Source organism: Agrobacterium sp. Ap1 (assembly GCF_017313375.1).
GTDB lineage: Bacteria > Pseudomonadota > Alphaproteobacteria > Rhizobiales > Rhizobiaceae > Neorhizobium > Neorhizobium cellulosilyticum.
The window spans coordinates 174,720-199,976 of the sequence record NZ_JAFLMY010000008.1 but is presented as its reverse complement, the minus strand read 5'-3'; the positions used below and the strand labels follow the sequence as shown (position 1 = coordinate 199,976).

Annotated in this window: 27 protein-coding genes; 20 read left to right on the top strand and 7 right to left on the bottom strand. The window is 57.9% G+C overall.

The window, feature by feature from the left end; all coding sequences use genetic code 11:
* Positions 1 to 19 precede the first annotated feature (19 nt).
* The gene (locus tag JZX87_RS17640; protein WP_206827041.1) at positions 20 to 1,399 is read left to right on the top strand and encodes an ATP-binding protein; all 1,380 of its coding nucleotides are present in this window, start codon (positions 20 to 22) and stop codon (positions 1,397 to 1,399) included.
* The gene (locus JZX87_RS17635; protein WP_353654206.1) at positions 1,396 to 1,875 is read left to right on the top strand and encodes a GNAT family N-acetyltransferase; all 480 of its coding nucleotides are present in this window, start codon (positions 1,396 to 1,398) and stop codon (positions 1,873 to 1,875) included. The genes JZX87_RS17640 and JZX87_RS17635 overlap by 4 nt, the downstream gene beginning before the upstream one ends.
* A 59-nt stretch (positions 1,876 to 1,934) precedes the next feature.
* On the opposite strand, the gene JZX87_RS17630 is transcribed toward JZX87_RS17635, so the two are convergent.
* The 4 genes from JZX87_RS17630 to JZX87_RS17615 all read right to left on the bottom strand — a co-directional run bounded on the left by JZX87_RS17630 (position 1,935) and on the right by JZX87_RS17615 (position 4,319).
* Positions 1,935 to 2,276: a tRNA-binding protein gene (locus JZX87_RS17630; RefSeq protein ID WP_148147511.1), complete on the bottom strand. Its 342-nt coding sequence runs from the start codon at positions 2,274 to 2,276 to the stop codon at positions 1,935 to 1,937.
* Between the two features lie 18 nt (positions 2,277 to 2,294).
* A complete protein-coding gene (gene proC, locus JZX87_RS17625) occupies positions 2,295 to 3,110 on the bottom strand; it encodes a pyrroline-5-carboxylate reductase (RefSeq protein ID WP_206827039.1) in 816 nt (271 codons plus the stop codon).
* Between the two features lie 2 nt (positions 3,111 to 3,112).
* Positions 3,113 to 3,613, bottom strand: coding sequence for a type III secretion system chaperone family protein (locus tag JZX87_RS17620; protein WP_112456667.1), 501 nt, complete (start codon positions 3,611 to 3,613; stop codon positions 3,113 to 3,115).
* Between the two features lie 445 nt (positions 3,614 to 4,058).
* Positions 4,059 to 4,319 (bottom strand): accessory factor UbiK family protein, encoded by a 261-nt coding sequence (locus JZX87_RS17615; protein ID WP_183821403.1) that lies wholly within the window; start codon positions 4,317 to 4,319, stop codon positions 4,059 to 4,061.
* A 189-nt stretch (positions 4,320 to 4,508) separates the two neighbouring features.
* Between JZX87_RS17615 and lgt the strand changes: the two genes are divergently transcribed.
* The 8 genes from lgt (at position 4,509) to JZX87_RS17575 (ending at position 11,497) form a co-directional block, all read left to right on the top strand.
* Positions 4,509 to 5,360, top strand: coding sequence for a prolipoprotein diacylglyceryl transferase (gene lgt, locus JZX87_RS17610; protein WP_206827037.1), 852 nt, complete (start codon positions 4,509 to 4,511; stop codon positions 5,358 to 5,360).
* 15 nt (positions 5,361 to 5,375) lie between these two features.
* Positions 5,376 to 6,488 carry a class I SAM-dependent methyltransferase gene (locus tag JZX87_RS17605; RefSeq protein WP_206827036.1) on the top strand — a complete coding sequence of 371 codons (1,113 nt, stop codon included), beginning with the start codon at positions 5,376 to 5,378 and terminating at the stop codon, positions 6,486 to 6,488.
* A gap of 133 nt (positions 6,489 to 6,621) precedes the next feature.
* A complete protein-coding gene (pgeF, locus tag JZX87_RS17600) occupies positions 6,622 to 7,419 on the top strand; it encodes a peptidoglycan editing factor PgeF (protein ID WP_206827034.1) in 798 nt (265 codons plus the stop codon).
* A gap of 1 nt (position 7,420) precedes the next feature.
* Positions 7,421 to 8,572: a M24 family metallopeptidase gene (locus JZX87_RS17595; RefSeq protein ID WP_206827032.1), complete on the top strand. Its 1,152-nt coding sequence runs from the start codon at positions 7,421 to 7,423 to the stop codon at positions 8,570 to 8,572.
* Positions 8,573 to 8,652: 80 nt separating this feature from the next.
* Positions 8,653 to 9,438 carry a hypothetical protein gene (locus tag JZX87_RS17590; RefSeq protein WP_353654205.1) on the top strand — a complete coding sequence of 262 codons (786 nt, stop codon included), beginning with the start codon at positions 8,653 to 8,655 and terminating at the stop codon, positions 9,436 to 9,438.
* Positions 9,439 to 9,566: 128 nt separating this feature from the next.
* Complete coding sequence (locus JZX87_RS17585; RefSeq protein WP_148147504.1) at positions 9,567 to 10,499, top strand: ribose-phosphate pyrophosphokinase; 933 nt, start codon at positions 9,567 to 9,569, stop codon at positions 10,497 to 10,499.
* Between the two features lie 114 nt (positions 10,500 to 10,613).
* The gene (locus tag JZX87_RS17580; RefSeq protein ID WP_183821400.1) at positions 10,614 to 11,132 is read left to right on the top strand and encodes a Kazal-type serine protease inhibitor family protein; all 519 of its coding nucleotides are present in this window, start codon (positions 10,614 to 10,616) and stop codon (positions 11,130 to 11,132) included.
* 107 nt (positions 11,133 to 11,239) lie between these two features.
* The gene (locus tag JZX87_RS17575) at positions 11,240 to 11,497 is read left to right on the top strand and encodes a hypothetical protein (protein WP_148147502.1); all 258 of its coding nucleotides are present in this window, start codon (positions 11,240 to 11,242) and stop codon (positions 11,495 to 11,497) included.
* A 31-nt stretch (positions 11,498 to 11,528) separates the two neighbouring features.
* Here JZX87_RS17575 and JZX87_RS17570 read toward each other — a convergent pair whose 3' ends face one another.
* Positions 11,529 to 14,315 (bottom strand): bifunctional diguanylate cyclase/phosphodiesterase, encoded by a 2,787-nt coding sequence (locus tag JZX87_RS17570; RefSeq protein WP_502711322.1) that lies wholly within the window; start codon positions 14,313 to 14,315, stop codon positions 11,529 to 11,531.
* Between the two features lie 356 nt (positions 14,316 to 14,671).
* Between JZX87_RS17570 and JZX87_RS17565 the strand changes: the two genes are divergently transcribed.
* From JZX87_RS17565 to JZX87_RS17545, 5 genes are all read left to right on the top strand, one after another.
* Positions 14,672 to 15,280 carry a 50S ribosomal protein L25/general stress protein Ctc gene (locus JZX87_RS17565; RefSeq protein WP_148147501.1) on the top strand — a complete coding sequence of 203 codons (609 nt, stop codon included), beginning with the start codon at positions 14,672 to 14,674 and terminating at the stop codon, positions 15,278 to 15,280.
* A 192-nt stretch (positions 15,281 to 15,472) separates the two neighbouring features.
* The gene (locus JZX87_RS17560) at positions 15,473 to 17,848 is read left to right on the top strand and encodes a putative bifunctional diguanylate cyclase/phosphodiesterase (RefSeq protein ID WP_148147500.1); all 2,376 of its coding nucleotides are present in this window, start codon (positions 15,473 to 15,475) and stop codon (positions 17,846 to 17,848) included.
* 167 nt (positions 17,849 to 18,015) lie between these two features.
* Positions 18,016 to 18,744, top strand: coding sequence for a substrate-binding periplasmic protein (locus JZX87_RS17555; RefSeq protein ID WP_286194825.1), 729 nt, complete (start codon positions 18,016 to 18,018; stop codon positions 18,742 to 18,744).
* Between the two features lie 67 nt (positions 18,745 to 18,811).
* Positions 18,812 to 19,540: an aminoacyl-tRNA hydrolase gene (pth, locus tag JZX87_RS17550; RefSeq protein WP_206827030.1), complete on the top strand. Its 729-nt coding sequence runs from the start codon at positions 18,812 to 18,814 to the stop codon at positions 19,538 to 19,540.
* Between the two features lie 121 nt (positions 19,541 to 19,661).
* Complete coding sequence (locus JZX87_RS17545; protein WP_502711325.1) at positions 19,662 to 20,570, top strand: oxygenase MpaB family protein; 909 nt, start codon at positions 19,662 to 19,664, stop codon at positions 20,568 to 20,570.
* 10 nt (positions 20,571 to 20,580) lie between these two features.
* Here the strand turns inward: JZX87_RS17545 and clpS are convergent, their stop codons facing one another.
* A complete protein-coding gene (gene clpS / locus JZX87_RS17540; RefSeq protein ID WP_148147496.1) occupies positions 20,581 to 20,889 on the bottom strand; it encodes an ATP-dependent Clp protease adapter ClpS in 309 nt (102 codons plus the stop codon).
* 181 nt (positions 20,890 to 21,070) lie between these two features.
* On the opposite strand from clpS, the gene ychF reads away from it, so the two are divergent.
* The 3 genes from ychF to JZX87_RS17525 all read left to right on the top strand — a co-directional run bounded on the left by ychF (position 21,071) and on the right by JZX87_RS17525 (position 23,182).
* Positions 21,071 to 22,174, top strand: coding sequence for a redox-regulated ATPase YchF (gene ychF, locus JZX87_RS17535; RefSeq protein ID WP_148147495.1), 1,104 nt, complete (start codon positions 21,071 to 21,073; stop codon positions 22,172 to 22,174).
* A gap of 70 nt (positions 22,175 to 22,244) precedes the next feature.
* Positions 22,245 to 22,718, top strand: coding sequence for a MaoC family dehydratase (locus JZX87_RS17530; protein WP_148147494.1), 474 nt, complete (start codon positions 22,245 to 22,247; stop codon positions 22,716 to 22,718).
* Positions 22,715 to 23,182, top strand: a complete 468-nt coding sequence (locus tag JZX87_RS17525) for a MaoC family dehydratase (protein WP_148147493.1) — start codon at positions 22,715 to 22,717, stop codon at positions 23,180 to 23,182. The genes JZX87_RS17530 and JZX87_RS17525 overlap by 4 nt, the downstream gene beginning before the upstream one ends.
* Here JZX87_RS17525 and JZX87_RS17520 read toward each other — a convergent pair.
* Complete coding sequence (locus tag JZX87_RS17520; protein ID WP_206827026.1) at positions 23,179 to 23,790, bottom strand: LysE family translocator; 612 nt, start codon at positions 23,788 to 23,790, stop codon at positions 23,179 to 23,181. The genes JZX87_RS17525 and JZX87_RS17520 overlap by 4 nt on opposite strands.
* Positions 23,791 to 23,995: 205 nt before the next feature.
* Between JZX87_RS17520 and JZX87_RS17515 the strand changes: the two genes are divergently transcribed.
* Both JZX87_RS17515 and JZX87_RS17510 read left to right on the top strand, forming a co-directional pair.
* The gene (locus tag JZX87_RS17515; RefSeq protein WP_206827024.1) at positions 23,996 to 24,817 is read left to right on the top strand and encodes an arginase family protein; all 822 of its coding nucleotides are present in this window, start codon (positions 23,996 to 23,998) and stop codon (positions 24,815 to 24,817) included.
* Positions 24,814 to 25,227, top strand: a complete 414-nt coding sequence (locus JZX87_RS17510; RefSeq protein ID WP_183821393.1) for an NUDIX hydrolase — start codon at positions 24,814 to 24,816, stop codon at positions 25,225 to 25,227. Before JZX87_RS17515 ends, JZX87_RS17510 begins: the two co-directional genes overlap by 4 nt.
* Positions 25,228 to 25,257: the final 30 nt, after the last annotated feature.

Sequence of the window (25,257 nt, the reverse complement as noted above, 5' to 3'; positions counted from 1 at the left end):
GGTCGGCAATGGAGAAGCAATGGCGTTTTTCGACACGCTGAGACAGAACGCGGCAGCGCTCAGCATTCCGGGCTGGCGTCCACTAACGCGCTGGCTGCGACGTTGGCTGCCGACGGGGCTTTATACCCGCTCGCTGCTGATCGTTATCCTGCCCATGTTGTTACTGCAGACCGCGGTCGCAGCCGTTTTCATGGAACGGCACTGGCGCATGGTCACCGAGCGCCTTTCGGATGGCACCGTCCGTGATATTGCGGCCATTATCGAGGTCATTCGCAGCTACCCACAAGACAGCAACTACAATGAAATCACGCGGATAGCAGACCAGACACTGGACCTGACGATCGCTGTGGAGGAGAACGGGCAATTGCCGCCGCCCCGGCCGCGGCCCTTCTTTTCGATACTGGATAGCATATTGACCGACCAGATCACCCAACAGATCAAGATGCCGTTCTGGCTAGATACGGTCGGCGACAGCAAACTCGTCGAGATCCGCATCAAACTTGATCAGCGCGTACTCAGGGTTTTTGTTCGCCGTGGGTCTACCTACGCCTCCAACACCCACATCTTCCTGGTCTGGATGGTCAGCATTGCGCTAGTCCTTGTCCTGATCTCCATTCTGTTTCTGCGCGGCCAGATCCGCCCCATTCTTTCACTCGCCAATGCAGCCGAAAGTTTCGGCAAGGGCCAGAAGACGGAAGGCTTTTCACCTCGTGGCGCAGACGAGGTTCGCCGCGCCGGCCTCGCCTTCATCCAGATGCGCGAGCGCATCGAACGGCAGATGGAACAGCGCACCGCCATGCTCGCCGGCATCAGCCACGACCTGCGCACCATCCTCACCCGATTCAAGCTGCAACTGGCGCTTGCCGGCGATAAACCGGAACTCTCCGGCATGACCGAAGACGTAAACGACATGCAGTCCATGCTGGAAGGCTACCTGGCCTTCGCCAAGGGCGAAGCGGAAGAGGATTTCGGAACACTAAAGCTCAGCGAATTGCTGGAGCGCTTCCGCAGTGACTTCGAACTGCGCGGTCGCAAACTGACCTACGAAATCGACGGCGAGGATGAAATCGCGGTGAGGCCAAATGCCTTCGCCCGCCTGGCAGGCAACCTGGTATCCAACGCCGAGCGTTATGCCAAGACGCTGCACATTCACGCAAAACATAGCGCCAAGTGGCTCACCCTGACTTTGGACGATGACGGCCCAGGCATACCGGCGGAATCACGCGAGGAGGTTTTCAAACCCTTCTACCGGCTAGATGAGGCTCGGAATTTGGACAGTTCCGGCACCGGCCTCGGCCTTGCCATCGCCCGCGACATCGCCCGCGCGCACGGCGGCAACGTCACACTGGGAGAAAGCCCGAGCGGCGGCTTGCGGGCGATCGTGCGGATACCGGCGTGAACGATTTGGATGAGACGGTCCTGGACATCAGGCAAGCAGATCAGAGCGATCTACCTGCCCTGATCGAACTGTATCAACATCTGGCCGAAGGGGATGATAAGCCCCACCTCGAATTGGCGCATGACGTATTTGAACGGTTTCAAGCCTATGCGGGCAGCATGATTGTCATCGGTTTGGCAGACGGCGTATTGGCGACGTCATGCACGCTTGTCGTGATCCCCAACCTCACGCGAGGCGGTCGATCATATGGCCTGATCGAGAATGTCGTCACACACCGCGGTTTTCGAAATCGGGGTTTTGGCAAACGGATCCTCCAACATGCCGCGGACGCAGCATGGAAGGCCGATTGTTATAAGGTGATGCTGATGACTGGCTCGAAACGGCGCGAGATTTTGGACTTCTATCTCGCTGCTGGATTTGAGCAATCTAAGACAGGTTTTCAGATGCGGCTTCTCGCAGCACGCACGGAAACATAATCAGGCGCCGTAATTTACATGAAAACGAAATGTGAATTAGCGGAGCTTCCGTCGCCAGCTCACATCATCTTGCGCCCGTTCGGAACACCCTGCGTAACCGAGGCAAGCACGATCGCCCCATTATCGTCTTCGAAGCCCAGGGTGAGCACTTCGGAACGAACCGGACCAATCTGGCGCGGCGGAAAATTCACGACACCGAGAACTTGACGACCGATTAGCTGATCCAGCGTGTAGTGCACGGTGATCTGCGCAGATGATTTCTTCACACCAATCTCGGGACCGAAATCGATCTTCAGCTTGTAAGCAGGCTTGCGAGCTTCCGGAAAGGGTTCGGCCTCGACGATGGTTCCAACCCGGATATCGACCTTTTCGAAATCCCCGTATGTAATCTCGTCTGCCATGCCTGCTACCTTATCTGCTCAGCTGCCCAGTTCTTCGGCCCGTGTGCGTGCGGCGGCAATCGCCTTGTCGAAGATCGGCTGTATACCGTCATCCGCCATCAGCACGGAAAGCGCTGCAGCCGTCGTGCCACCCGGCGACGTAACGTTCTTGCGAAGCTGAGACGCGTCCTCCGGGGACTGGTTCAACAACTCACCAGCCCCCGAGACGGTCTCCCGCGCGAGCCGCATGGCGAGGTCCGCCGGCAGGCCCAACTTGCGACCCGCCTCTGCCATGCACTCGACGAGATAGAATACATATGCAGGCCCGCTGCCCGACACCGCCGTCACGGCGTCGATGTCGGCTTCGGTTGCGACCCATTCAACGGGTCCGCTGACCCTGAGCAATTCATCGACAGCCTGACGCTGCTGATCACTGACACGCTGATTGGCGAAAGCGCCAGTCACGCCGCGGCCGATCATCGCCGGGGTATTCGGCATGGCACGGACCATGGCCGCATCACCAAGATGGCTTTGAAGATAGTTGAGTGTCTTGCCTGCCGCGACGGAAACGACAACCGTCTTGCCGCCAACAGTTGTTTTCAAGGGCGGCAGAACCGTATCCATCATCTGTGGCTTGACTGCCAGGAAAAGGATGTCGGCGATCATGCCTTCGGGCAGCGATGTCGCATGTTTTGCGCCTGCTGCCGAAATTTTCGCCTGCATTTTCTCCGAAGGAGACGGATCGACGACTGTGATCCGGTTGCCTGCAACACCCTTGTCCAGCCAGCCGGACAGCATGGCGCCGCCCATATTGCCGGCGCCGACGAGCACGATCGATCCGCTGCCAGCCACCATGTTCAGCACTCGCCAACAGTTTCGAAAAGAACCGCATCCATGGCAGCCTTGGCTTCCATACCCGACCAGACGACGAACTGGAATGCCTGATAATAGCTCTCACAGGCATCCAGCGCGCTGGAAAGCAACACTTCCACCTGCTGATTGGTTGGTTCAGCACCGCCGGCCAGAAGCAGCGACTGACGGAAAATGATCACATCCTCCTGACGCCACAGATCGAAATGGCCCATCAGCGTCTGGCCGTTCACATGCGACAGCAGGCGGAGGATCTCGTTCATGCGCGTATCGGGGATCTTGAGATCGAATGCACAGGCCAGATGCAGCGCCTCGAAATCCTCCATCCAGGAAAATGACACGTGGTAGTCGGTCCAGCGACCTTCCACGGTCATGGCAATTTCGTCTTCGCCGGAGCGTTCAAACGTCCAGTCGTTGGACGCAGCGACGAATTCGATCATGTCGACCGGATTCGATTGACGTTCAATTTCCAATTCCATCAGGCTCATGCGGCACCTTTTCGACCGGAATGAATGCGACGTTGCGAGATACGCCAACACGCGAAACAATTAACCGGAAACAACACTCCCGATGATCTTACGGCGCCGCCAGATTAACGCTCTAACCCTGCCTGGAGCTTACCAGTCCGTTTCGAATCATCATTTAAAATCAGTGTAGCTAGACCACTTCTAGCTTCTACCCCCTCCCCCCATTATTTCGGTGGGTTACGCACTCGGTTGGTTCGTATTGGAGATCAGCGGAGATGGGTAACTGACTCTGTCGCTTAGCTTTTTCGGAAGTGTCCACAGGGGGGAGTTTTTTGAGGACATTCACATCTCACCACGAGGGGACATCGTCCCGACTCGGCACGGAAAAGTTAATGACAGATACGAATCGGCCTCCCATGCGGACATGAGAGGCCGAAACGATTCTGGAAGACAGGCAGCTCTGCAATCAGCCTTGCTGGGAAGCCAGCTTAGCCTCGAGCGCTTCGATACGGGCCTTCAGCGCGTCATTCTCGTCGCGAGCGCGAGCAGCCATCTCGCGCACTGCCTCGAATTCCTCGCGCTTGACCACGTCCATGCTATTGAGGAAACGATCGGCCTGCGCATGAAAGGCAGTTTCCATCTCCTTGCGAACACCCTGGGCAGCGCCCGCTGCGTCGGTCATGATCTTTGCGAAGTCGTCGAAAATACGATTGGTCCCGGTCGACATGTCGTCATCTCCTTGAAGCCGGCGGAAATGCCCCGGCATATCATTAAGTCCATGACAAGGAAGTAGGGCCAGCGGCGGTCTCTTGCAAGCTCCATCCACTACTGTGGTAACCGGTTGCACGATTCCGGCTTGACCGCCACTTTTGGTAAGGCCATGGTCCGCCAAGGTCGGTCAAACCGGGAACAAACATTGTACGAAGCCTTGAATTTTCTCGCCATTCTGCCGTTTCCAGATATCGATCCGGTAGCATTTGCCATCGGGCCTCTTGCCGTTCACTGGTATGGCCTTGCCTATGTCGCCGGCATCATCATCGGCTGGCTTTATGCCCGCAAGCTGATCGACCGGCCGACGCTGTGGAAAGGCGATGCCGCACCGATGACAAAGACGCATCTGGACGACTTCCTCGTCTGGATTGCCGTCGGCATCGTGGTCGGTGGGCGCACCGGTTATGTCCTGTTCTACGACCTGCCCGTCATGATGGAAAACCCGATCCGCATCATCCAGATCTGGAACGGTGGCATGTCCTTCCATGGCGGCCTGATGGGCGCAATCGTTGCGATGATCCTGTTTGCTCGCAAGAACGTGATCCCCGTCTGGAGCATGTTCGACATCATCGCTGCCGTCGTACCGATTGGCCTGCTTTTCGGTCGCATCGCTAATTTCATCAATGGCGAACTCTGGGGGCGATTGAGTTCGGCCCCTTGGGCGATTGTTTTTCCCACCGGCGGCCCGTTTGCCCGGCATCCGAGCCAGCTTTATGAAGCCGCACTGGAAGGAATTGTCCTTCTCCTCCTGCTTGCCTCTCTGATCTTCGGCATCAAGGCTTTCAAGAAGCCGGGGCTTATCGCAGGCATCTTTGTCATGGGTTACGGTTTGTCGCGCATTTTCGTCGAGTTTTTCCGCGAACCGGACGCGCAGCTGGGTTATCTTCTTGGCACGAACTGGCTGACCATGGGCATGGTCCTATCATGCCCGATGGTGCTGATTGGTCTTTGGGCTGCTCTTCGGGCGCTCGTTGCGGCCCGTACCGCCAAGGCATGAGGGATCGAGTCTGCCATGAGCACTCCCAACACCACTCCCCTGGCCGAAAAGATCAAGAATCTGATCCGGACAAACGGTCCCATCACCGTTACGGATTATTTCGCGCTTTGCCTCGCCGATCCTGAATACGGTTATTACCGCACGCGCGAACCCTTCGGCCGTCACGGCGATTTCATCACCGCGCCGGAAATCAGCCAACTGTTCGGCGAGATGGTCGGCATCTTCATGGTCCATGCCTGGCAGCAGCACGGCACGCCTGAAAATGTCCACCTCGTCGAGATCGGCCCCGGCCGCGGCACGATGATGGCCGACATGCTGCGCGTCATCAAACGGATCTCGCCCGCCCTGTTCGAGCGGATGACTGTACATCTGGTGGAAACCAGCGAGCGCCTACGTGGCGTCCAGCGAGTGACGCTCGAAGCCTATTCAACGATGATCAACTGGCACGACAGTTTCGAGGATGTCCCGGAAGGTTTTTGCCTGATCGCCGCAAACGAGCTGTTCGACGCTATCCCGATCCGCCAGTTCATCAAGACGCCGACCGGTTTCCGCGAGCGGCTGATCGGCCTGGATATCAATGATGAGCTCGCATTCGCCGCCGGTGTCGCGACAGTCGATCCGGTACTCCTTCCATCTCATACCGGCGCGGTTCCGGACGGAACGATCTTTGAAGTCGCCCCTGCCCGCCAGGCTGTCATGCAGACCCTCTGCGAGCGTCTGGGGCAACACGGCGGCACCGCCTTGATTATCGATTACGGCCACATGGTCACCGGCTTCGGCGATACACTGCAGGCCGTGATGAACCACGAGTTCGACCCGCCATTCGCCCATCCCGGCGAAGCGGATCTCACCAGCCATGTTGATTTCGAAGACCTTGCCAAGGTGGCTCTCGCAAGCGGCGCTCATCTCAATGGGGGTTTGCGTCAGGGCGAATTTCTCTACGGCCTCGGCCTTGCCGAACGCGCCACGGCTCTTGCCCGCGATAAGGATCCCCCCGAGCAACGCCTCATCGGCGCCGCGGTCGATCGCCTGGCGGGAGAAGGTGCGGGAAAGATGGGCGAACTCTTCAAGGTCATCGCCGTTTCGAGCCCCGCCCTGAAACTCATGCCGTTCCGCCCGGTTGACTGATCATCAAGGCCTGTCGCGCAAACGCGCTTTAGCCGAACCGCATTGACAGATTGGCGTCTTCTGCGCCACTCTCGCCGGCGCAAACAGCCGCATTCGCGTGCATTATCTCGTAAAATCAACAGGATGGACGCTTATGCCGAATAACGACCTGCCGCTGCCGATCGAAAGCGAATTGCTACGCGAACGGGCAGGCTCACGCATCCGGCACGGCTTTTTCACCCGCAAGGGCGGCGTTTCCGAAGGCATCTATGCAGGCCTGAATGTCGGGATAGGCTCCGATGACGACCGCGACAGGGTCATTGAGAATCGCGCCCGTGTTGCCGCATGGTTTGACCTGCCGCTGGACCGGCTGGCGACTGTTCATCAGGTCCACTCTCCCGATGTCGTGATCGTCGACGAACAATCGGCAGCGAGCGAAAGGCCCAAAGCCGATGCGATGGTGACAAATCTTCCGGGCATCGTGCTCGGCGTATTGTCGGCCGACTGCGGCCCGATCCTGTTTGCAGATGCTGAGGCCGGCGTGATCGGTGCCGCCCATGCCGGATGGAAAGGTGCGCTCCACGGCGTGCTCGAAAACACCATCGAAGCCATGGTCTCGCTCGGCGCGGATCGCGGCCGCATTACCGCTGTTCTCGGCCCATCGATCGGACCAAAGAGCTACGAGGTGGGACCAGAATTCGTTTCCAATTTCAAATCTGCCAATCCTTCCTACGAAATCTTCTTTTCCCCCTCGGTGAAGCAGCACCATGCGATGTTCGACCTTCCGTCAATGACCATCAAGCGTCTCACCGATGCCGGCGTAAAGGCAGAAAACCTGAACCTGGACACCTATCCGGACGCCGAGCGTTTCTTTTCCTATCGACGCACTACTCACGCAAAAGAGCCGGACTACGGCCGCCAGATTTCAGCGATCACGATTCGGGAGGATTGATATGGCCTTGCACTTCGAACGCGACGAATATTCCGCCCGCCTGAACCGGCTTCTCGCCGAGATGCAGGAGCAGAAGCTCGATGCGGTGCTGCTCTTTGCACAGGAAAGCATGTACTGGCTCACCGGCTATGACACGTTCGGCTATTGCTTTTTCCAAACGCTGATCGTCAAGGCGGACGGGTCCATGACGCTGCTGACACGGTCGGCAGATCTGCGTCAGGCACGCCAGACTTCGATCATCGAGAATATTTCCATCTGGGTCGATCGGGTGAATGCCGACCCTACGCTCGACCTGAAGAACCTCCTGAGCGACATGGATCTGCTCGGAGCAAGAATCGGCATTGAATACGATACGCATGGCATGACCGGCCGCGTCGCGCGCCTCATAGACAACCAGCTTTCCACGTTCGGTCAATTGATCGACGCCTCCTATCTCGTCGGCGGTCTGCGCCTGATCAAAAGCCCGGCCGAAATCGCCTATGCAAGGCGTGCAGCCGAACTGGCAGACGATGCGTTGGATGCGGCCCTTCCGTTGATCAAGGCCGGCGGAGATGAGGCAGACATTCTGGCCGCAATGCAGGGCGCGGTATTTTCCGGTGGCGGCGATTATCCGGCCAACGAATTCATCATCGGCTCCGGCGAGGATGCGCTTCTGTGCAGGTACAAGGCCGGCCGGCGCAAGCTCGAAGCCAATGACCAGCTGACGCTCGAATGGGCCGGCGCCTCCGCGCATTATCATGCAGCCATGATGCGTACGGTCGTGATCGGCGAGCCGTCGCTCCGCCACCGCGAGCTCTACAAGGCCTGCCTGGAAACCATCCAGGCGATCGAGGAAGTGCTTCGCCCCGGCCACACCTTCGGCGATGTCTTCGACACCCATGCCCGCATCCTTGATGAACGCGGCCTTTCCCGCCACCGGCTGAACGCCTGCGGTTACTCGCTCGGTGCCCGCTTCTCGCCGTCTTGGATGGAGCAGCAGATGTTCCATGTCGGCAATCAGCAGGAAATACTTCCCGACATGACACTCTTTGTCCACATGATCATCATGGATTCCGATAGCGGCACGGCAATGACGCTCGGTCACACCTATCTGACGACCGAAGGTGCGCCGGAACCGCTATCACGAAGAGGCCTCGACCTGATCGTCTGCTGACTGCACCATTTCCCGCAATTGACACATCCGAAACCCCACCTCTAAGCTCGTAAGCAGGCGGGGATTAGAGAGGTAAATGGGTGCAGCGATCGGGATCATGGCATATCGCTGCAACTCTTGCCTTCTCGCTCGCGCTTTCAGCCTGCAATACGACCGATGCCCTGACGCCGCAGGTCGATATCGGTGGCGGAACGGAGAGAACCTCCAGCCCGGTCACCCAGGCCGATACCGATCGAATGGTCGGAACCGATAACGCCTCGCCGATTCAATCCGCTCCACCTGCCTCGAATATCTATGCCCATAGACAGGGCAATACCCTGGATAGCCAGGCCCGAGCTCTGGACGACGGCGAGGCCATTTCGCCATCCTCCTCAGGCCCACCGCCGGAATGGCAAGGTCAAGTCGCCAACGGCCAGATAGAGGCACCTTCCTCCGGCAACCCACCGATCGCCTCCCCGGCACATCAGGCGGAATTGCCATCGACATCGGCTGAAAGCGCTGGAACGATCCGTTTCCTTCCAATCATCGGCGCTCCGGTCGAAGCCGTCACACCTCTTTCGCGCCAGCTTGCAGTCGCCGCTCGCACAAGCGGTGTACGCATCAGATCTTCTTCAGATACCAACACCGAACACATCCTGAAGGGCTATTTCTCCGCCCTCTCCGATGATGGCAAGGTGACGGTCGTCTATGTCTGGGACGTTCTCGACAATGGCGGCGCGCGGCTGCACCGGATGCAGGGGCAGGAAACACTTTCCGCACGAGGACCGGATCCCTGGGCGGCAATACCGGCATCCGTCATGCAGTCGATTGCGGACAAGACCATATCGGGTTATCTCGACTGGCGGCAAACGGCATCGCGACTGTGAAAAGGGCTTTTTAGGGCCTCAAGTCACAGTTCATTCATAAAATTGCGTGCGCATTTGGAAAACGCTCTTGCATTCAAGGGCAGCGGCGGTAAAAGGCCCCCATCCAGCTTCAATACAGGCGGACCGAAATGAAGGTTTTCGCAGGCAATTCGAACCGGCATCTGGCCGACGCGATCTGCAGCTATCTCAATGTCCCAGTCGGAAAAGCCAGTGTAAGGCGTTTTGCAGACCAGGAAATCTTCGTAGAAATTCAGGAAAACGTGCGCGGCGAGGATGTATTCGTCATCCAGTCCACGTCGTTCCCGACCAACGATCACCTGATGGAATTGCTCATCATGATCGATGCGTTCCGGCGAGCGTCCGCACGGCGCATCACGGCGGTGCTTCCCTATTTCGGTTATGCAAGACAGGATCGCAAGGCAGGTCCGCGCACACCGATCTCGGCCAAGCTCGTCGCCAACCTGATCACCGAGGCAGGCGCCGACCGCGTTCTGACCCTCGACCTGCATGCAGGCCAGATCCAGGGTTTCTTTGATATTCCGACGGACAACCTCTACGCCGTGCCGATCCTGGCGCGCGATGTGAAGGAAAACTACGACCTGAACAACGTCATGGTCGTTTCGCCCGACGTCGGCGGCGTGGTGCGTGCCCGTTCGCTCGCCAAGCGTCTCGATTGCCAGCTCGCCATCGTCGACAAGCGTCGTGAACGTGCCGGTGAATCGGAAGTCATGAACGTCATCGGTGACGTGACCGGCAAGGACTGTCTGCTGATCGACGATATCGTCGATTCCGGCGGTACGCTTTGCAATGCGGCTGAAGCCCTGCTGAAGAACGGCGCCACCAGCGTCACCGCCTATATCACCCATGGCGTTCTGTCCGGCGGCGCAGTCACCCGTATTTCCTCGTCCAAGCTGAAGGAACTGGTCATCACCGACAGTATCCAGCCGACGACGGCAGTTCAATCCGCCCCGAACATTCGCGTCATCTCGACGGCGCAGCTTCTCGGCGAAGCGATTAACCGCACGGCAATGGAATCCTCCGTTTCCAGCCTGTTCGATTGATTGCTTCCAGCAGTCACACGTAAATATCCGAATATTTCACTCGGGCCGAAAGTCGATATCGATTTTCGGCCCGATGTTTTAGATTGATCTCAATTCAACGGGGAGGAATCACGAATGTCATTCATATCGACCCATATGGCAAAGCTGCCGCTTCTTATACTGCTACCGCTTCTTTCGGCCTGCGTCGAAGGTGGCCCGCCCTCCGGCCCGGGAGGATATTACCCACCTCCCCGCCCCGACCGCGGCCCGCAGATGTGCACCATGGACTATCGCCCGGTTTGCGGCGAAAGAGGCGGACGACTGGAAACCTTCGGCAATTCCTGCCAGGCAAATGCGCGCGGCTTCCGTGTCGTCGGTTCCGGCGAATGCAGAGCCCCCGGCAGACCGGATCGTCCGGACTGGGATCGCCCCGGCCGGCCTGACAGGCCTGATTGGGATCGCCCCGGCAGACCCGACCGTCCCGATTGGGACAGGCCGGGCAATCCAGGCCGCCCTCAGCCCGGCGGCATCTGCACCCGCGAATACCGACCCGTCTGCGGCCAGCGCGGCGGCCGCAACCAGACTTTCCCCAATGCCTGCGAGGCAAACAACGCCGGCTTCGGGATCATTTCATCCGGCGAATGCCGCCGCTGATAAAAATCGCTGGAAGACAACAGCAAAACGCCGGGGCAATCGTCCCGGCGTTTTGCATTCGGCAAACACGTTGACTATGTAGGTCCGGTATATCCAAGGAGTCCTGCATGGCCGCCCGCGACCGCTATTCCCGAAAGCTCGAATGTTCCCAGTGCGGCAATACCGGTTTTGCCGAAGTTTCCGAAATCGATGACAAGCGCGCCGCCAACCGGGATTTCCGTATCGATGAACTCCCTAAGGGTTTTCGCACCGAATTTGCCTCCACCGACCCGCGCAAGCACATGATCCGCTGCAGCGATTGCGGCTTCAAGTTCCGCTTCGAGCAGAAGTCGGTCTACGCACCGGGCGGCGAAGCCCGCCGCTGATGCCGCAGCCTCAGTCCGTCACCCAAGGCGGTCAGGCCGCCTCGGTGAGGTTTTGCTTGTCGATCGGCATGGGTCGCCCAAGAAGATAGCCCTGCGCCTCATGGCAACCTTCCTGCCTGAGGATGTCCAGCTGGACCGACGTCTCGACGCCTTCGGCAAGAACCGGAATGCGCAATCCCTGTCCCAGAGCCAGAATGGCCCGGACCATTGCTTTCGCTTCCTCGCTCCTCTCGACATCGGCCAGAAAGCTGCGGTCGAGCTTTATCTTGTCGAACGGGAAGGACTGAAGCGTCTCCAATGACGAATAGCCGGTGCCGAAATCATCGATGGCGATGGAGACACCGAGCGCCTTGATTGCCCGCAGCGCATGCAGCGCCCGCTGCTTGTCGCTGAAAATCGAACTTTCGGTAATCTCCAGTTCCAGCCGGCCAGGTTTCAATCCCGTCTCGATCAGAACCCGATGGACGAGCGCCGGCATGTCCGTGTGTGCGATCTGCACAGGCGAAAGATTGACTGCAATCTTGTGTGCGACGGGCCAGCCGGCCGCCTCACGACAAGCCTCGCGAAGCACCCATTCACCGATTGGCAGGATGGCGCCGCATTCCTCCGCAACAGGTATGAAATCTGCAGGAGAAACGAGGCCTCGCTCCGGATGACGCCAGCGCAGCAGCACCTCGTAACCGGTGATCTCTCCCGTGGAAACAGACTTCTGGACCTGATAATTCAGGTAAAGCTGCTTCTCCTCGATGGCGACCCAAAGCTCCTTCGCCATCTTGGTGCGGTCACGGGCGGCCTCATCCATTTCCACGTCGTAGAAGCAGACTTGGCCGGATAGCGATCCTTTGGCGCGATACATCGCAAGATCGGCGTTGGCAATGAGCGCCTCCGGCAACTGTCCGTCATTCGGATAGAGTGCAACGCCCATGCTCGCACCGGTGCTCAGGCGATGTCCCTCGACATCCATGGGGCGGTTGAATTCGCTCATCATGCGATCCAGCAACACACTGACTTCGCCGATCTCGTCATATCGCATGGCCGCCACAAATTCGTCACCGCCGAAACGAGCAAAGATCTGATTGGCCCCGATGACCCTGAGCATGCGGCGGGAAATTTCCTTGAGCACGGCATCGCCGACGCCATGTCCCAACTGGTCGTTGATCTGCTTGAACCTGTTCAGATCGATACCGATCACCGCCAGCCGATGGCCGGAACTCTCCGCATGCAGAACCTCGCTTTCCAGATGGCTCATGAAAGCGGCTCTGTTGGGAAGTTGCGTCAGGCTGTCGTGACGAGCCATGAAGGCGATCTGCTCCTCGGAGCGAACCTGTTCACTGATATCCTCGAAGGTCGAAACCCAGCCCCCGTCGGTGAGCACGTTCAGTCCAATGCGAAATGTCTGTCCACCGGCCGTGCGGTGCACGATGCCACGCTGCCCTGATCTCACTGCAGACATATAGCGATTGTAGTGTTTTTGCGCGCGCGTCAGAGCATCCTGCGGGTCGAAGTAAGACATCTCATAACCCTTGCGCACGATGTCCCAGTAACTGATCCCAGGCGTAACGAAGCCTTTCGGAAACTTGAACATCTCGCGATAACGTCCATTGCAAAGTATCAGCCTTTCGTGACGGTCGAAAAGGCAGATGCCCTGGCTCATGTTTTCCAGCGCTAGATCCAGATTTTGTGTGACCTGAGCGATGCGGTCGCTGTCTTGTTTCTGTCGGGTTATGTCGCGCGTGATCTTGGCGTAACCGATCAGCACGCCGTCCTCATCACGGACCGGCTGGATTACGATATGCGCCCAGAACCACGTACCGTCTTTTCTGTATCGCTTTCCTTCAGCTTCGAAACGACCGCTCTCGCGCGCCGTTGACAAGGCCAGTTGGGGCATCCCCGCAGCCTGATCATCACGCGAATAGAAACGCGCGAAACTCTGGCCAATAATTTCCTTTGCGGCGTATCCCTTTGCACGCTCGGCACCGGCATTCCAGTTCGTCACGATGCCTGCTGGATCCAGCATGTAAATCGCATAATCGGTCACGCCACGAACGAGCAGCTGGAAGTTCCTCTCGCTGGCCTTGGACGATCGCGCGGCGCGGCTCGAAACGATCGCGGCTGTCGCCCCCGACCCGATGAGCGACAAGGACACGACGACGATCGTCGATAACATCAGCGGCTTTGACATCGAGCCAACTTCGATTGCCATGGACAGATCAGGAACGAAAGTTGCCGCTCCCATGGCGATAAAGTGCATGCATACAATCGCCAGCGACAAAATGCCCGCAGCCAGGACGACGGCCTTTGCGCCTCTCGATAGCGCAATGACAAAGCCTATCGGCGCCATAAGTATGGCCACAGCAATCGCGGCAACCACCAGCGAACGATCCCAGACAATCGCGCCGGCAAACTCGATGGCAGACATCCCGGTGAAGTGCATGCAGGAAATTCCCGCACCGAACACAACACCCGCCCCTGCAGCCGCGGAACGCGTCGGAATGATGAGAATGATGGCGGCCGCGGCAAAGGTGGCCATGAAAGCCAGCCCCAGTGAAACCAGCGTCAGTGCAAAGTCGAAGCGGAAAGTATGCCCCGGATCATAGGCGAGCATTGCGACAAAGTGCGTTGCCCATATGCCGAATCCTCCGGCTCCTGCAGCAACCGCGGCCCAGGTTATACGCGCAGCACGATTTGTTTCCCGTGCCCGACCGATGAATGACACCGTTGCAAGGTTTGCCAGAAAGCAAAGCATGCCGGCCACAAGCACGAGCTTCAGATTGTGTTCCTGCACCAGGCAAGTGACGACGCCATACATCAATTTCATTCCTTGAGATCGATGATGCTTTTCGACGTCGTATATTTAACAAATCCGATACTTACTGGCTCAGTTTGCAGTTTTCGGCTGAACCAGAAGAAATTTACTTAACAATCTTGCAAGAGGGGCCTACCTAGGATCAACAGCGAGCAAATATCCCGCAACAGGTAGCTGTGCGACCGCAGGAATACAACATGTTGTCATATTCACGAAACCCTTGCGTCACAGGGGGCATTGTACTATAGGGGCGCGTCCGCGTAGACACCCTTGGAGGCAATGCGGATGAAGTGCGTTTCACGCCTTCCGGTTCAGAACGACCATTTTTGATCGACTGAACTCTCCAAATAACCTCGAAAGGAAATGCCATGAGCCAGGAATCTTACGAGCTCAAGGCCGAGGCGCGCGAACGGGTAGGTAAGGGGTCCTCCCGCGAACTTCGCCGCAACGGTTTTATTCCCGCTGTCATCTACGGTGACAAGCAGGCCCCGATTTCAATCGCCCTCAACACCAATGAGGTCACCAAGCGTATTCACGCCGGCGGCTTCATGACGACGATTGCAACCATCGATCTCGATGGCAAGAAGTACACCGTCCTGCCGAAGGACTACCAGCTGGATCCGGTGCGTGACTTCACCATGCACGTCGACTTCCTGCGCGTCTCCGGCAACACCGAAGTTACCGTCGACGTTCCGGTTCACTTCGTCAACGAAGACAAGTCCGCGATCAAGCAGGGCGGCGTCCTGAACATCGTCCGTCACACGGTTGAGTTCCACTGCCCGGCCAACGCCATCCCGGAATTCATCACCGTCGACCTCGACGGTGCCAAGATCGGCGACAGCATGCACATCTCGGCCGTCAAGCTGCCGAAGGGCGTGCGCCCGGTCATCACCGACCGCGACTTCACCATCGCCACGCTCGTAGCTCCGGCTGCTGGTGTTGCTGAAGAAGAAGTTGCTGCTCCTTCCGAAGAATAATAGATATTCTTCGATTGAGACAGAAAGCCCGCCCTTCGGCGGGCTTTTTTGTTTTTATCACGGCTCACAGATCATGCATCTCGGCAATATTTGGGAGAACGTGTCAGGGAAGTTTAAACATTTGGGTGGAAGGATAGTGGGGAAATACGGGGTGGTATTTTAAAAAGAGCAATATTGGGCCGGGGAAAACAAATGACTCATTCTGTTGAGAGTCGTTTCATTGCCATAATATCTGGCGCGCTTCTCGTCGTCGTGGCTCCGCTTTTTACGCTCTTCCTCGCCCTTTCGTCCCAGCAGGCTTCCCAGAGCATCGGTGAGCATGTTGATGTCGTGATGAACAGCAACACCCAGGCACTCGGAAAACCGCTATGGGACCTGGATCTGGACAGCATCAGCCAGGTCGCACAAATGATGCTGCTTGATCAGATGGTCCACGCCGTTCAGATCAATGACACCACGGGCAAGCTCAACGTCTTCGAGGCTGTTGCCGGAGCGCCAGAACTCAATACTCTCGAAGCGCGCAGCCAGACGGTGATCTATCGATCCCTGCAGGGACCTCGTGAAGTCGGCACTTTGACGATCTACGTCCCGGTTGCCAATTGGTTCTCGGGCCTGCATCAGATCGAGTTTGCGTTCATATCCATTTTCATCATCGCTATCCTGACCGTGTTCGGCGCTGCCGTTTTCGGCAACAGGATCATGGTCGTTCGCCCTTTGACACGTCTGACAGCCGCAATCGAGGCCACCCGCAGACTTGGCTCGCGACACCACGTAGACTGGCGCTCCGCCGATGAGATGGGGAGATTGGCAAAGAGTTTCAACGAGATGCAGTTCCTTCTGGAGCGCGAGGAAAAGGAACTGAAACGAGCCCATCAGCAAACGATAGAAATTTACAACCTCACGCCGGCAATGCTGTTCTCATTGACCGCGGGCGACACAGTGGCTGCCGTGAGCGACTACTGGCTGTTGGCCACAGGCTACCAGCGAGAAGAAGTTATCGGACAGCATTTTTCGGATTTCCTTTTCGCCCCAGACCGTGCTTCTTTTGAAAATCGCAGAAGGCACACAGCGGCCCAATGCGTTACGATAGAAATTACCGTACGCTTCCTGTGCAAGAACGGCCGCATCCTTGATGTCCTGATCGCCGAAGCTGATCTTGGCGCAACCACCACCCATCTTGCCGGCTCGTTGAGTGTCATGACCGACGTCACCGAACTGAAGCAATCCGAATTCCGCAACCATCAGCAGGCGATAACCGACCATTTGACGGGACTGCTGAACAGGCAGGGTTTCGAAGCCGCTCTGGACCGTCATATCGTCGAAGCCGACCGGATGGCGACCCAGCTCGCCTGCCTCTTTGTCGACCTCGATCGCTTCAAGGCGATCAACGACAATCATGGGCACGCAGCGGGCGACCTCGTTCTGCAGGAGTTCGTTGTAAGGTTGCAACCCATGCTGCACGACACGGATACAGTCTCCAGACTTGGCGGCGACGAATTCGCCATCGTAATCGCCGGCCCGGACGCCGAAAGCCGCAGTGCTGATCTGTGCCAGCAGATTATCGACATGTTCGAATCGCCGTTTCGTATCGAAGGAACCGGCATAAGGCTGAGCGCCAGCGTGGGTGTCGCCTTTTATCCGCAACACGCAGCGACTGCCGCCGAACTGCTGCAGAAATCCGATCTGGCCATGTATGCCCGCAAACGTGACGGTAAGAACGGCGCCAGAGTCTACGATCCCGCTATCCTGACAAGAACCAGGGAAAAAGCCGAAATTGAAAGCGACATCGAAGTAGGAATTGCAGCCAACTGGTTCGAAGCGCATTTTCAGCCGATCGTAGGCATGGCAACTGGCATACCGGTCGGGTTCGAAGCACTCATGCGTCTTCGCCACCCTCGCAAGGGCTTGCTTCCCCCGGGTCCGCTAGTCAGCGTTGCGGAAGAAAACGGATCGATTGCCGCGATCGGCAATCTTATTCTTGAAGATGCAATCGCCAATCTCAATCGCGTTTCTCGCCTTCCTGGCCTTGGCGACACATATGTCGCCGTGAACTTTTCGCCCTTGCAATTCGAACGCTGCCTTCCCGCGCGCCTGACCAGAATGCTGGGTGAAGGGGGAATCCTGCCGGCCCGCCTTGTGATCGAAATCACCGAGGCTGTATTGATGCATGACGACCCGGAGATTCGCAGAACTCTTTCCGAGCTGCACGATCTCGGTTGCCGCATCGCCTTGGACGATTTCGGCACCGGCTATTCATCTCTTAGCTATCTGAACCGGTTCCCTGTCGATATCGTCAAAATTGATCAATCCTTCGTTCAGTCGCTCCTTGGTGGTGACAGCGATTTGGAGCGAAAAAGCCGGATGCTGATCGAAGGCATTACGACCATTTCGCACCAGATGCAGTGTAAGGTCGTGGCCGAAGGCGTTGAAACGGCGCAGCAGCGGCAACAGCTGATGCAGATCGGCGTCGACTACGCACAGGGCTACCACTTCTCTAGGCCTCGCGAAATCAATGACTTGCTGGCAGATTTTTCTGGACATCCCAGCAAGGCATCGCTCGCCAGCTGAACGGCGAAGTGTCACAATTAGATATGCATGCCAACTGCGCAGTTGTGCATGTGTAGGAACAAGCGGTGATATTGAGACATGAAGCGTACAGAGCGCATATGACAGAGCGCCTCAAGCTTCGAGGCACGACGCTTCCAGTAACATTTCGGAGGCCCGCGATGAAGATGATGATTGCACTGATCGGCATGCTCGGAGCGACAGCACCCGCCCTTGCCCAGACTGCGGTGACGCTCACGACTGAATCATATCCTCCGTTCATCTATCGTAACGCAGACGGAACATATAGCGGGTCCAGTGTAGAACAGGTCGCCGCTCTGATGGGGAAGGCAGGTATTCCGTTCACGATGGAGATAATGCCTTGGGCAAGAGCAATCACCCTGGCCGAGACCTTGCCCATGCACTGCGCCTTTTCCGCTGCGCGTATTCCAGAACGGGAAGACCGGTTCAAATGGGTGACGCCCTTAAGCATCAGCCGGCATGTACTGGTACGCCTTAAGGGGTCGAGTGTTACGGCAAGCACACTCGACGAAGCCAAGCGCTACACAATAGGCACGCACCGGGCGGACTTCACGGAGACCCTGTTGCGCGAACGAGGTTTTCCCTCGATCGATCTGAGCTCGGATTTCGAAATCACGCTCAACAAGCTCCTGGAGCGACGCGTTGACATGATGCCGATGTCGGACAACATCTTTGAAAGGCTAAAACTCGAGGGAAAGCCGGTGGAAATCGCTCTGCCCTTTTCGGAAAGTCACTTTGGCATGGCCTGCAACAAGCAGATGCCCGATGACATGATCACCCGCATGCAGGATGGGCTGGATGCACTCATCCGCGAAAAAGGCCAGGATGAAATTCTCCGGCGCTACGGACTGAAGCCCCTCCGCTTGTGGGAAAAATAGACACATAGACATTGACAGTGCCGTCATTTCGCGGTGGTGACAGAGCGCAGAAAGACGGAGAGTTTCAATGTTGATCATTGCTGGCCTTGGCAATCCCGGAGCGCAATACGCAGGCAACCGCCACAATGTCGGTTTCATGGCTGTCGACGCCATTCAGCGACGTGCGGGCTTTTCGCCTTGGTCGAAGAAGTTCAAGGCAGTGATCTCGGAAGGCGAGATCGACGGCGAGAAGGTTCTGTTGATGAAGCCGCAGACCTTCATGAACCTCTCGGGCGAGGCCGTTGGCGAGGCCATGCGCTTCTACAAGCTGACGCCGGCAAATATCGTCGCGATCTACGATGAACTCGATCTGCCACCGGGAAGAACGCGACTCAAGACAGCCGGAGGCCACGGCGGGCACAACGGCATCAAATCGCTCGACGCCCATTGCGGCAAGGATTATCGCCGGCTGCGCATAGGCATCGGTCACCCCGGAAACAAGGAACTGGTGCACGGACATGTCCTGGGAGATTTCGCCAAGTCCGACAAGGTCTGGCTGGAACCGCTGATGGACGCGATCGCCGACAATGCCGGGATGCTGGTCAAGGGCGAGGACTCGCAGTTGATGAACAAGCTGACGCTTGCCGTAGGCGGCAAGCCGGAGCCGGAAAAACCGGCGGCAAAACAGCCGCAGCCCCCAAAATCTGCGGGCCAATCCCACATCCGTCAGGCTCGCAATGGCGGAAAGCCGAACCTGCCGACATCTGGCCCGATGGCCGAAATGCTGAAGAAGATGTTCGGAGGCAAGGAAAATTGAGTTGAAGCGCGCGCACTTGAAACGGCCCTAAAATACGACAATAAATCACATAAACTGGAACAAATGTCCCTTTTCCGCTTTCCCGCGAAAAGGAGTTCTCGATGTTTCATCACACTGCCCCCTGCCTCTTCCCGGCCTGCTGCATGACCGGATAGATCGCACGACCGCACGGCTTATCAACAGTGCAGGTCCGACCATCGACTTCTCTACCCCAAAAGGGGAAGCGGCACTGACGGCTGCGGACTCGGTCTCCTGGCGTATCTTCAAGAATCAGATCTCCTTGTTCATCGGCGGAATTGCCGCCGTCCTGCTGGAATTTGCAGAACCCAAGGTTCGTGACGGCGTCTGGCAGCACAGCACTTTCCGACACGATGCACTGACACGCCTCCAGCGAACAGGTCTGGCGGCCATGGTTACAGTCTATGGCGCCCGCAGCCAGGCTGAAGCGATGATTGCCGGCGTCGTACGGCGCCACAGCAGGGTGGATGGGCGCACCAGCAATGGTGAGGCTTACAACGCCAACGATCGCGAGCTGCTGGATTGGGTGCAGGCGACCGCCGGCTTCGGCTTCATGCAGGCATATCACCGATTTGTGCGGCCATTGTCCGCAGATGAACGCGCTTCCCTGTTCCGCGAGGCACGACCAGCCGCAGAGCTTTACGGCGCACGTGGCGCGCCTGCATCCCAGATGGAACTCGACCTGCTCTTCGCTTCCAAGGGCTCGCGGCTTGAACCATCACCCATCCTCGGCGAATTTCTCTACATCATGCGCACGGTCTCAGCCCTTCCAGGGCCGGCACGCCCGCTACAATTGCTCCTGCTCAAGGCGGCCATCGAGATCCTGCCGGAGTGGATCAGGCAGCGGCTGGAGCTTGGCCGCAAATGGTCATTGACGCATCTCGAACGCGCCACCGTGAAAATTGCCGCCCGCACGGCCGATAGACTGGTGCTCAAATTCTCTCCACCGATCCAGGCTTGCCGAAGGCTGGGTCTGCCCGATGATTTCCTCTATCGGCCGATTACACAATAGCCGGGAGAAGTTACTCCTCCGGCTCGGTGGTGAACATCAGCGGATAGCCCGCTTCCTTCGCGAGATCCACCGCCTCCTTGGCCTTCGTTTCGGCAATATCCTTTGCGCAGACGACGACCACACAGGAACCAAGCCGGTGAGCGGTCATCATCACCCGCAAGCCCGTCTCCTCGCTCATACGGAAAACGGCCTTAAGTACCATCGTAACAAACCCACGCGGCGTGTAGTCGTCGTTCAGCAATATGACTTTGTAGAGCTTGGGCCGCTCCAGCTTTGGTTTCGATTTCGTTTTCGGGGCGAGAACCGTATCTTCGGCCATCAGCTTGACCTCCATGTGAGGAAAGCCTCAATCGGGCATATGAGTTATCTTGCGCCGCAGCAGGAAGATTTCAAGCCATAGCGTCTCCTGAGACGGATGCAGAATATCGCAAGCCTTGACCCGCAAGGCACTTTCCCCCATAGCCACTGCAAACTCAGTTAAACGATAGGTTTCATCCCCGATGGGCTTTAAATGCGGTATCGTCGGACTGCCCAATGTCGGCAAGTCCACCCTTTTCAACGCACTGACAAAGACGGCTGCCGCGCAGGCTGCGAACTATCCGTTCTGCACGATCGAGCCGAACACCGGTGAAGTTGCTGTTCCGGATGCGCGCATGCAGAAGCTTGCGACGATCGCCGGTTCGAAGGAAATCATCCCGACCCGCATCTCCTTCGTCGACATCGCCGGCCTCGTGCGCGGCGCATCGAAGGGCGAAGGCTTGGGCAACAAGTTCCTTGCCAATATCCGCGAAGTCGACGCCGTCGTCCACGTGCTGCGCTGCTTCGAAGATGACGACATCACCCATGTCGAGGGCAAGATCAACCCGGTTGGCGACGCCGACACGATCGAGACCGAGCTGATGCTCGCCGACCTCGAAAGCCTGGAGCGCCGCGTCGAACAGACCCGCAAGCGAGCCACCGGCAAGGACAAGGAATCGATCGCCCAGTTGCCGGTGATGGAAGAAGTCATCAAGCTTCTGAACGAAGGCAAGCCGGCCCGTATTCTCCTGAAGACGCTGGCACCGGAAGAGATCGAGATCCTCAAGAGCCTCAACCTCCTGACCTCGCATCCGGTCCTTTATGTCTGCAACGTCGCCGAAGGCGATGCTGTCGATGGCAACGAGCACACCAAGGCCGTCGCCGAAATGGCAAAGGCTCAGGGCGCCGAATGCGTCATCATCTCGGCCGCGATCGAATCCGAAGTCGCCCAGCTTCCCGATGAGGAAGCCAAGGAGTTCCTCGGCGCACTTGGCCTTGAAGAAGCCGGCCTCGACCGCCTGATCCGCGCAGGTTACCACCTGCTCGACCTGATCACCTATTTCACCGTCGGCCCGAAGGAATGCCGTGCCTGGACGATCCGTCGCGGCACCAAGGCACCGCAGGCCGCTGGCGTCATCCATACCGATTTCGAACGCGGTTTCATCCGCGCCTTCACCATCTCCTACGACGATTACATCGCCTATAAGGGCGAAGTCGGCGCCAAGGAAGCAGGCAAGGGCCGCGACGAAGGCAAGGAATATGTCGTCAACGATGGCGACGTCATCCACTTCCGCTTCAACACCTAAGATCGAAAACCATGCGCTACGGCCGGGAGTTTCCCGACCGTAGCCTCATTCTCCATTGCCGAGGCGCACCATGCTTTACCTCGAGGATTTCACCCCCGGCCGCGTTCTGCCGCTTGCGTCATGCACGCTCGATGCGGCGGCAATCATCGAATTCGCCAGCGAATTCGATCCGCAGCCGATGCATCTTGACGAAGAGGCCGGCAAGGCCAGCATTCTCGGCGGACTGGCGGCATCGGGCTGGCACACGGCAAGCCTCTTCATGCGCATGATGTATGACGGCTGGCTGGCGAAGTCTTCGTCGGAAGGCTCTCCCGGCATCGAATTCATGGAATGGAAAAAGCCCGTTCTTGCGGGAGATACGCTCTCCGGCCGCTCGACGGTGATCGAGGCACGTCCGCTTCGCTCGCGCCCCGGTCTCGGCCTCGTCAAATTTCTCCACGAGGTCATCAACCAGAACGACGAAATCGTCATGCGCGGCGAAAACCCGATCATGTTCCGCGCCCGCCCTGCCGACGAAACAGTAACCGCCGGAGACAGGGCATGAAACTCGCCGACGTCTCCCTACCCGGCCAGACGGTCGTCACCGGCTCGCTTCTCTTCACCGCAGAAGACATCATAGCCTTCGCAAAGAAATACGATCCCCAGCCCTTTCATACCGATCCGGAAGCAGCAAAGAACTTTGTCTTTGGCGGCCTGTGCGCATCCGGATGGCATACCTGCGCAGGCTGGATGAAGATGTTTATCGCCTACTGGGCCAAGGAACATGCCCGGCTTCTAGCCGAAGGCATCGAACCTCCAAAACTCGGCCCCTCGCCCGGTTTCAAGAAACTGCAATGGCTGAAGCCCGTTTATGCCGGCGATACGATCACCTATTCGGTCACGCTCATCGAAAGCCGCCCACTGATGTCGCGGCCAGGAACGTCGATCAACCTGACGGCCAATCAGGGCGTCAACCAGAAGGGCGAAACCGTTCTGCGCTTCGAGAGCACCGTTCTGGAATTCGATTAACGTGCAACGACCACGGCAGCGCCTGCGCCGATCATCACTGACCCCGCAGCGCGATTGGCCCACCGCACGATAAGGGGATTGCGAAGCGCATGCCGTGCGCGGCTGGCAAGCGCCACATGCCCGCCCACGACGACGACTTCCACGGCGAGAATGATCATGGCCAGCATCACGCCATCAGCAACGGCTAACCCGGTACCGACAACATTCGGCAACAGCGCGATATAGAACAGCGGCATCTTGGGATTGCCAAGATTGAGAACCACGCCGGTCAGATAGGCACCGAACAGGCTTCCATTCGCCTGTGGCGTAAGCGCCGGCACCACCGGTTCAGCCATCCAGAGCCTGATCCCCGTCCACACGAGATAGATCGCGCCGCCATAGCGCAGGACAGTCATAACGACACCCATCTCGCTGGCGACGACCGACAGGCCGAAAACCGCCAGCGCCAGAAACATGAGAATGCCGGTGCACGTCCCTGCCCCATAGGCTATCCCCGACAAGGCGCCCTGTGCGACGGTACGGGCAACGATCGTCACGTTATCCGGACCGGGACTGGCCGCGAAGAAGAGAAATGCGGCAGCAAAGCCGGCAAGCGCAGTGACGTCCATCTGATTCTCCCTCGGAAAATGAAAGACTATCAACGCCGCCTTCTCTCACAACCCCAAGGATTTGGGGGAACAGAAGAACCGGAACAGCGTCAAAATTGAGTTTGCCATAAGCACGGCTATCGCTATATCCAGCAGAATATCACGAACTATTCTTCTCCGCAGAGCCGCGCAAAACCTCCTTCCCGCATCATCAGCCTGGGTTGTCATGACATTTGAACTTATCGTCTCGCAGGGACGCATCGCCGACCGGACATCGGGTGCCATTCCCGGAGCCGCATTGACGGCAAAGTTGGTTTCCAGCCTCACCGGACTTGCACCACTCGAGATCGGCCAGATTTCACCGGCACGCGATGACCATTGGTCTTTGGCACTTGCCGAGGCCAACGTCACACTGGCGGAGTTACGGCAGGCGATCTCGCAAACGATCGATCGCGGCAATCGCCCACTCATGGTCGCCAGCACCTGTGCCGCCAGCCTTGCCTCTCTGCCGGTCGCAGCACGGGCGCATCCGGAAGCGGTCGTCCTCTGGATCGATGCCCATGGAGACTTCAACACGCCTTTCACGACGGAAAGCGGTTATCTCGGCGGCATGGTTCTGGCAGCAGCCTGCGGCATGTGGGAGAGCGGCCACGGCAGCGGTATCGATCCGAAAAATGTCATCGTCGTCGGCGGAAGAGATATCGATCCCGACGAATCCGACCTGATGAAACAGGCCGGGCTGCGCATCATTCCCCCATCAACCGCGACGCCGCAGGCGATACTTTCCGAAATCGGCGATCGGGAGATATGGATCCATGTCGACTGGGACTTACTTGAACCCGGACATATTCCGGCCGCCTACGCGATTGCCGATGGTCTCTTGCCCGATACGCTCCGGGAAATTTTCTCCGCTCTTCCAACACACCGGATCCTAGGCATCGAACTCGCGGAATTCGAAGCGTCCGGCGAATGGTCGAAAGATGAGAAAGTCCTGGATTTCATCGCGAATATCGTCTCACCGCTATTGTTCGAAAGCTCGACCACATGACGCAGACAATCCGCATCGCAGCCGCCGTTATCATCCGCACCGATGGCTTAACGCTTCTCGTTCGCAAACGGGCAACCACGGCCTTCATGCAGCCCGGAGGCAAGATCGAGCCACAGGAAAGCCCGGCATCCGCTCTTCTGCGCGAACTCGTGGAGGAAATAGGTCTGCACGCATCGCTCGACGACCTGCACCCGCTTGGCCATTTCGAGGCACCCGCAGCCAATGAAGCGGGTTTTACCGTGTCCGCCGATGTCTTTCTGATCGAGAGCGGAGATGCCCATATCGCCAGTTCCGCCGAGATCGAGGAACTGCGCTGGATAGATCCGGAGAAACCGGGCGACGTTGTTATGGCAGAACTAACCGAGCACCACATCCTGCCCGCTTATCTGCAAAAACGCGCCGGGGGTTAGCCCGACGCGCTTGAACTATGCCATGGCCTG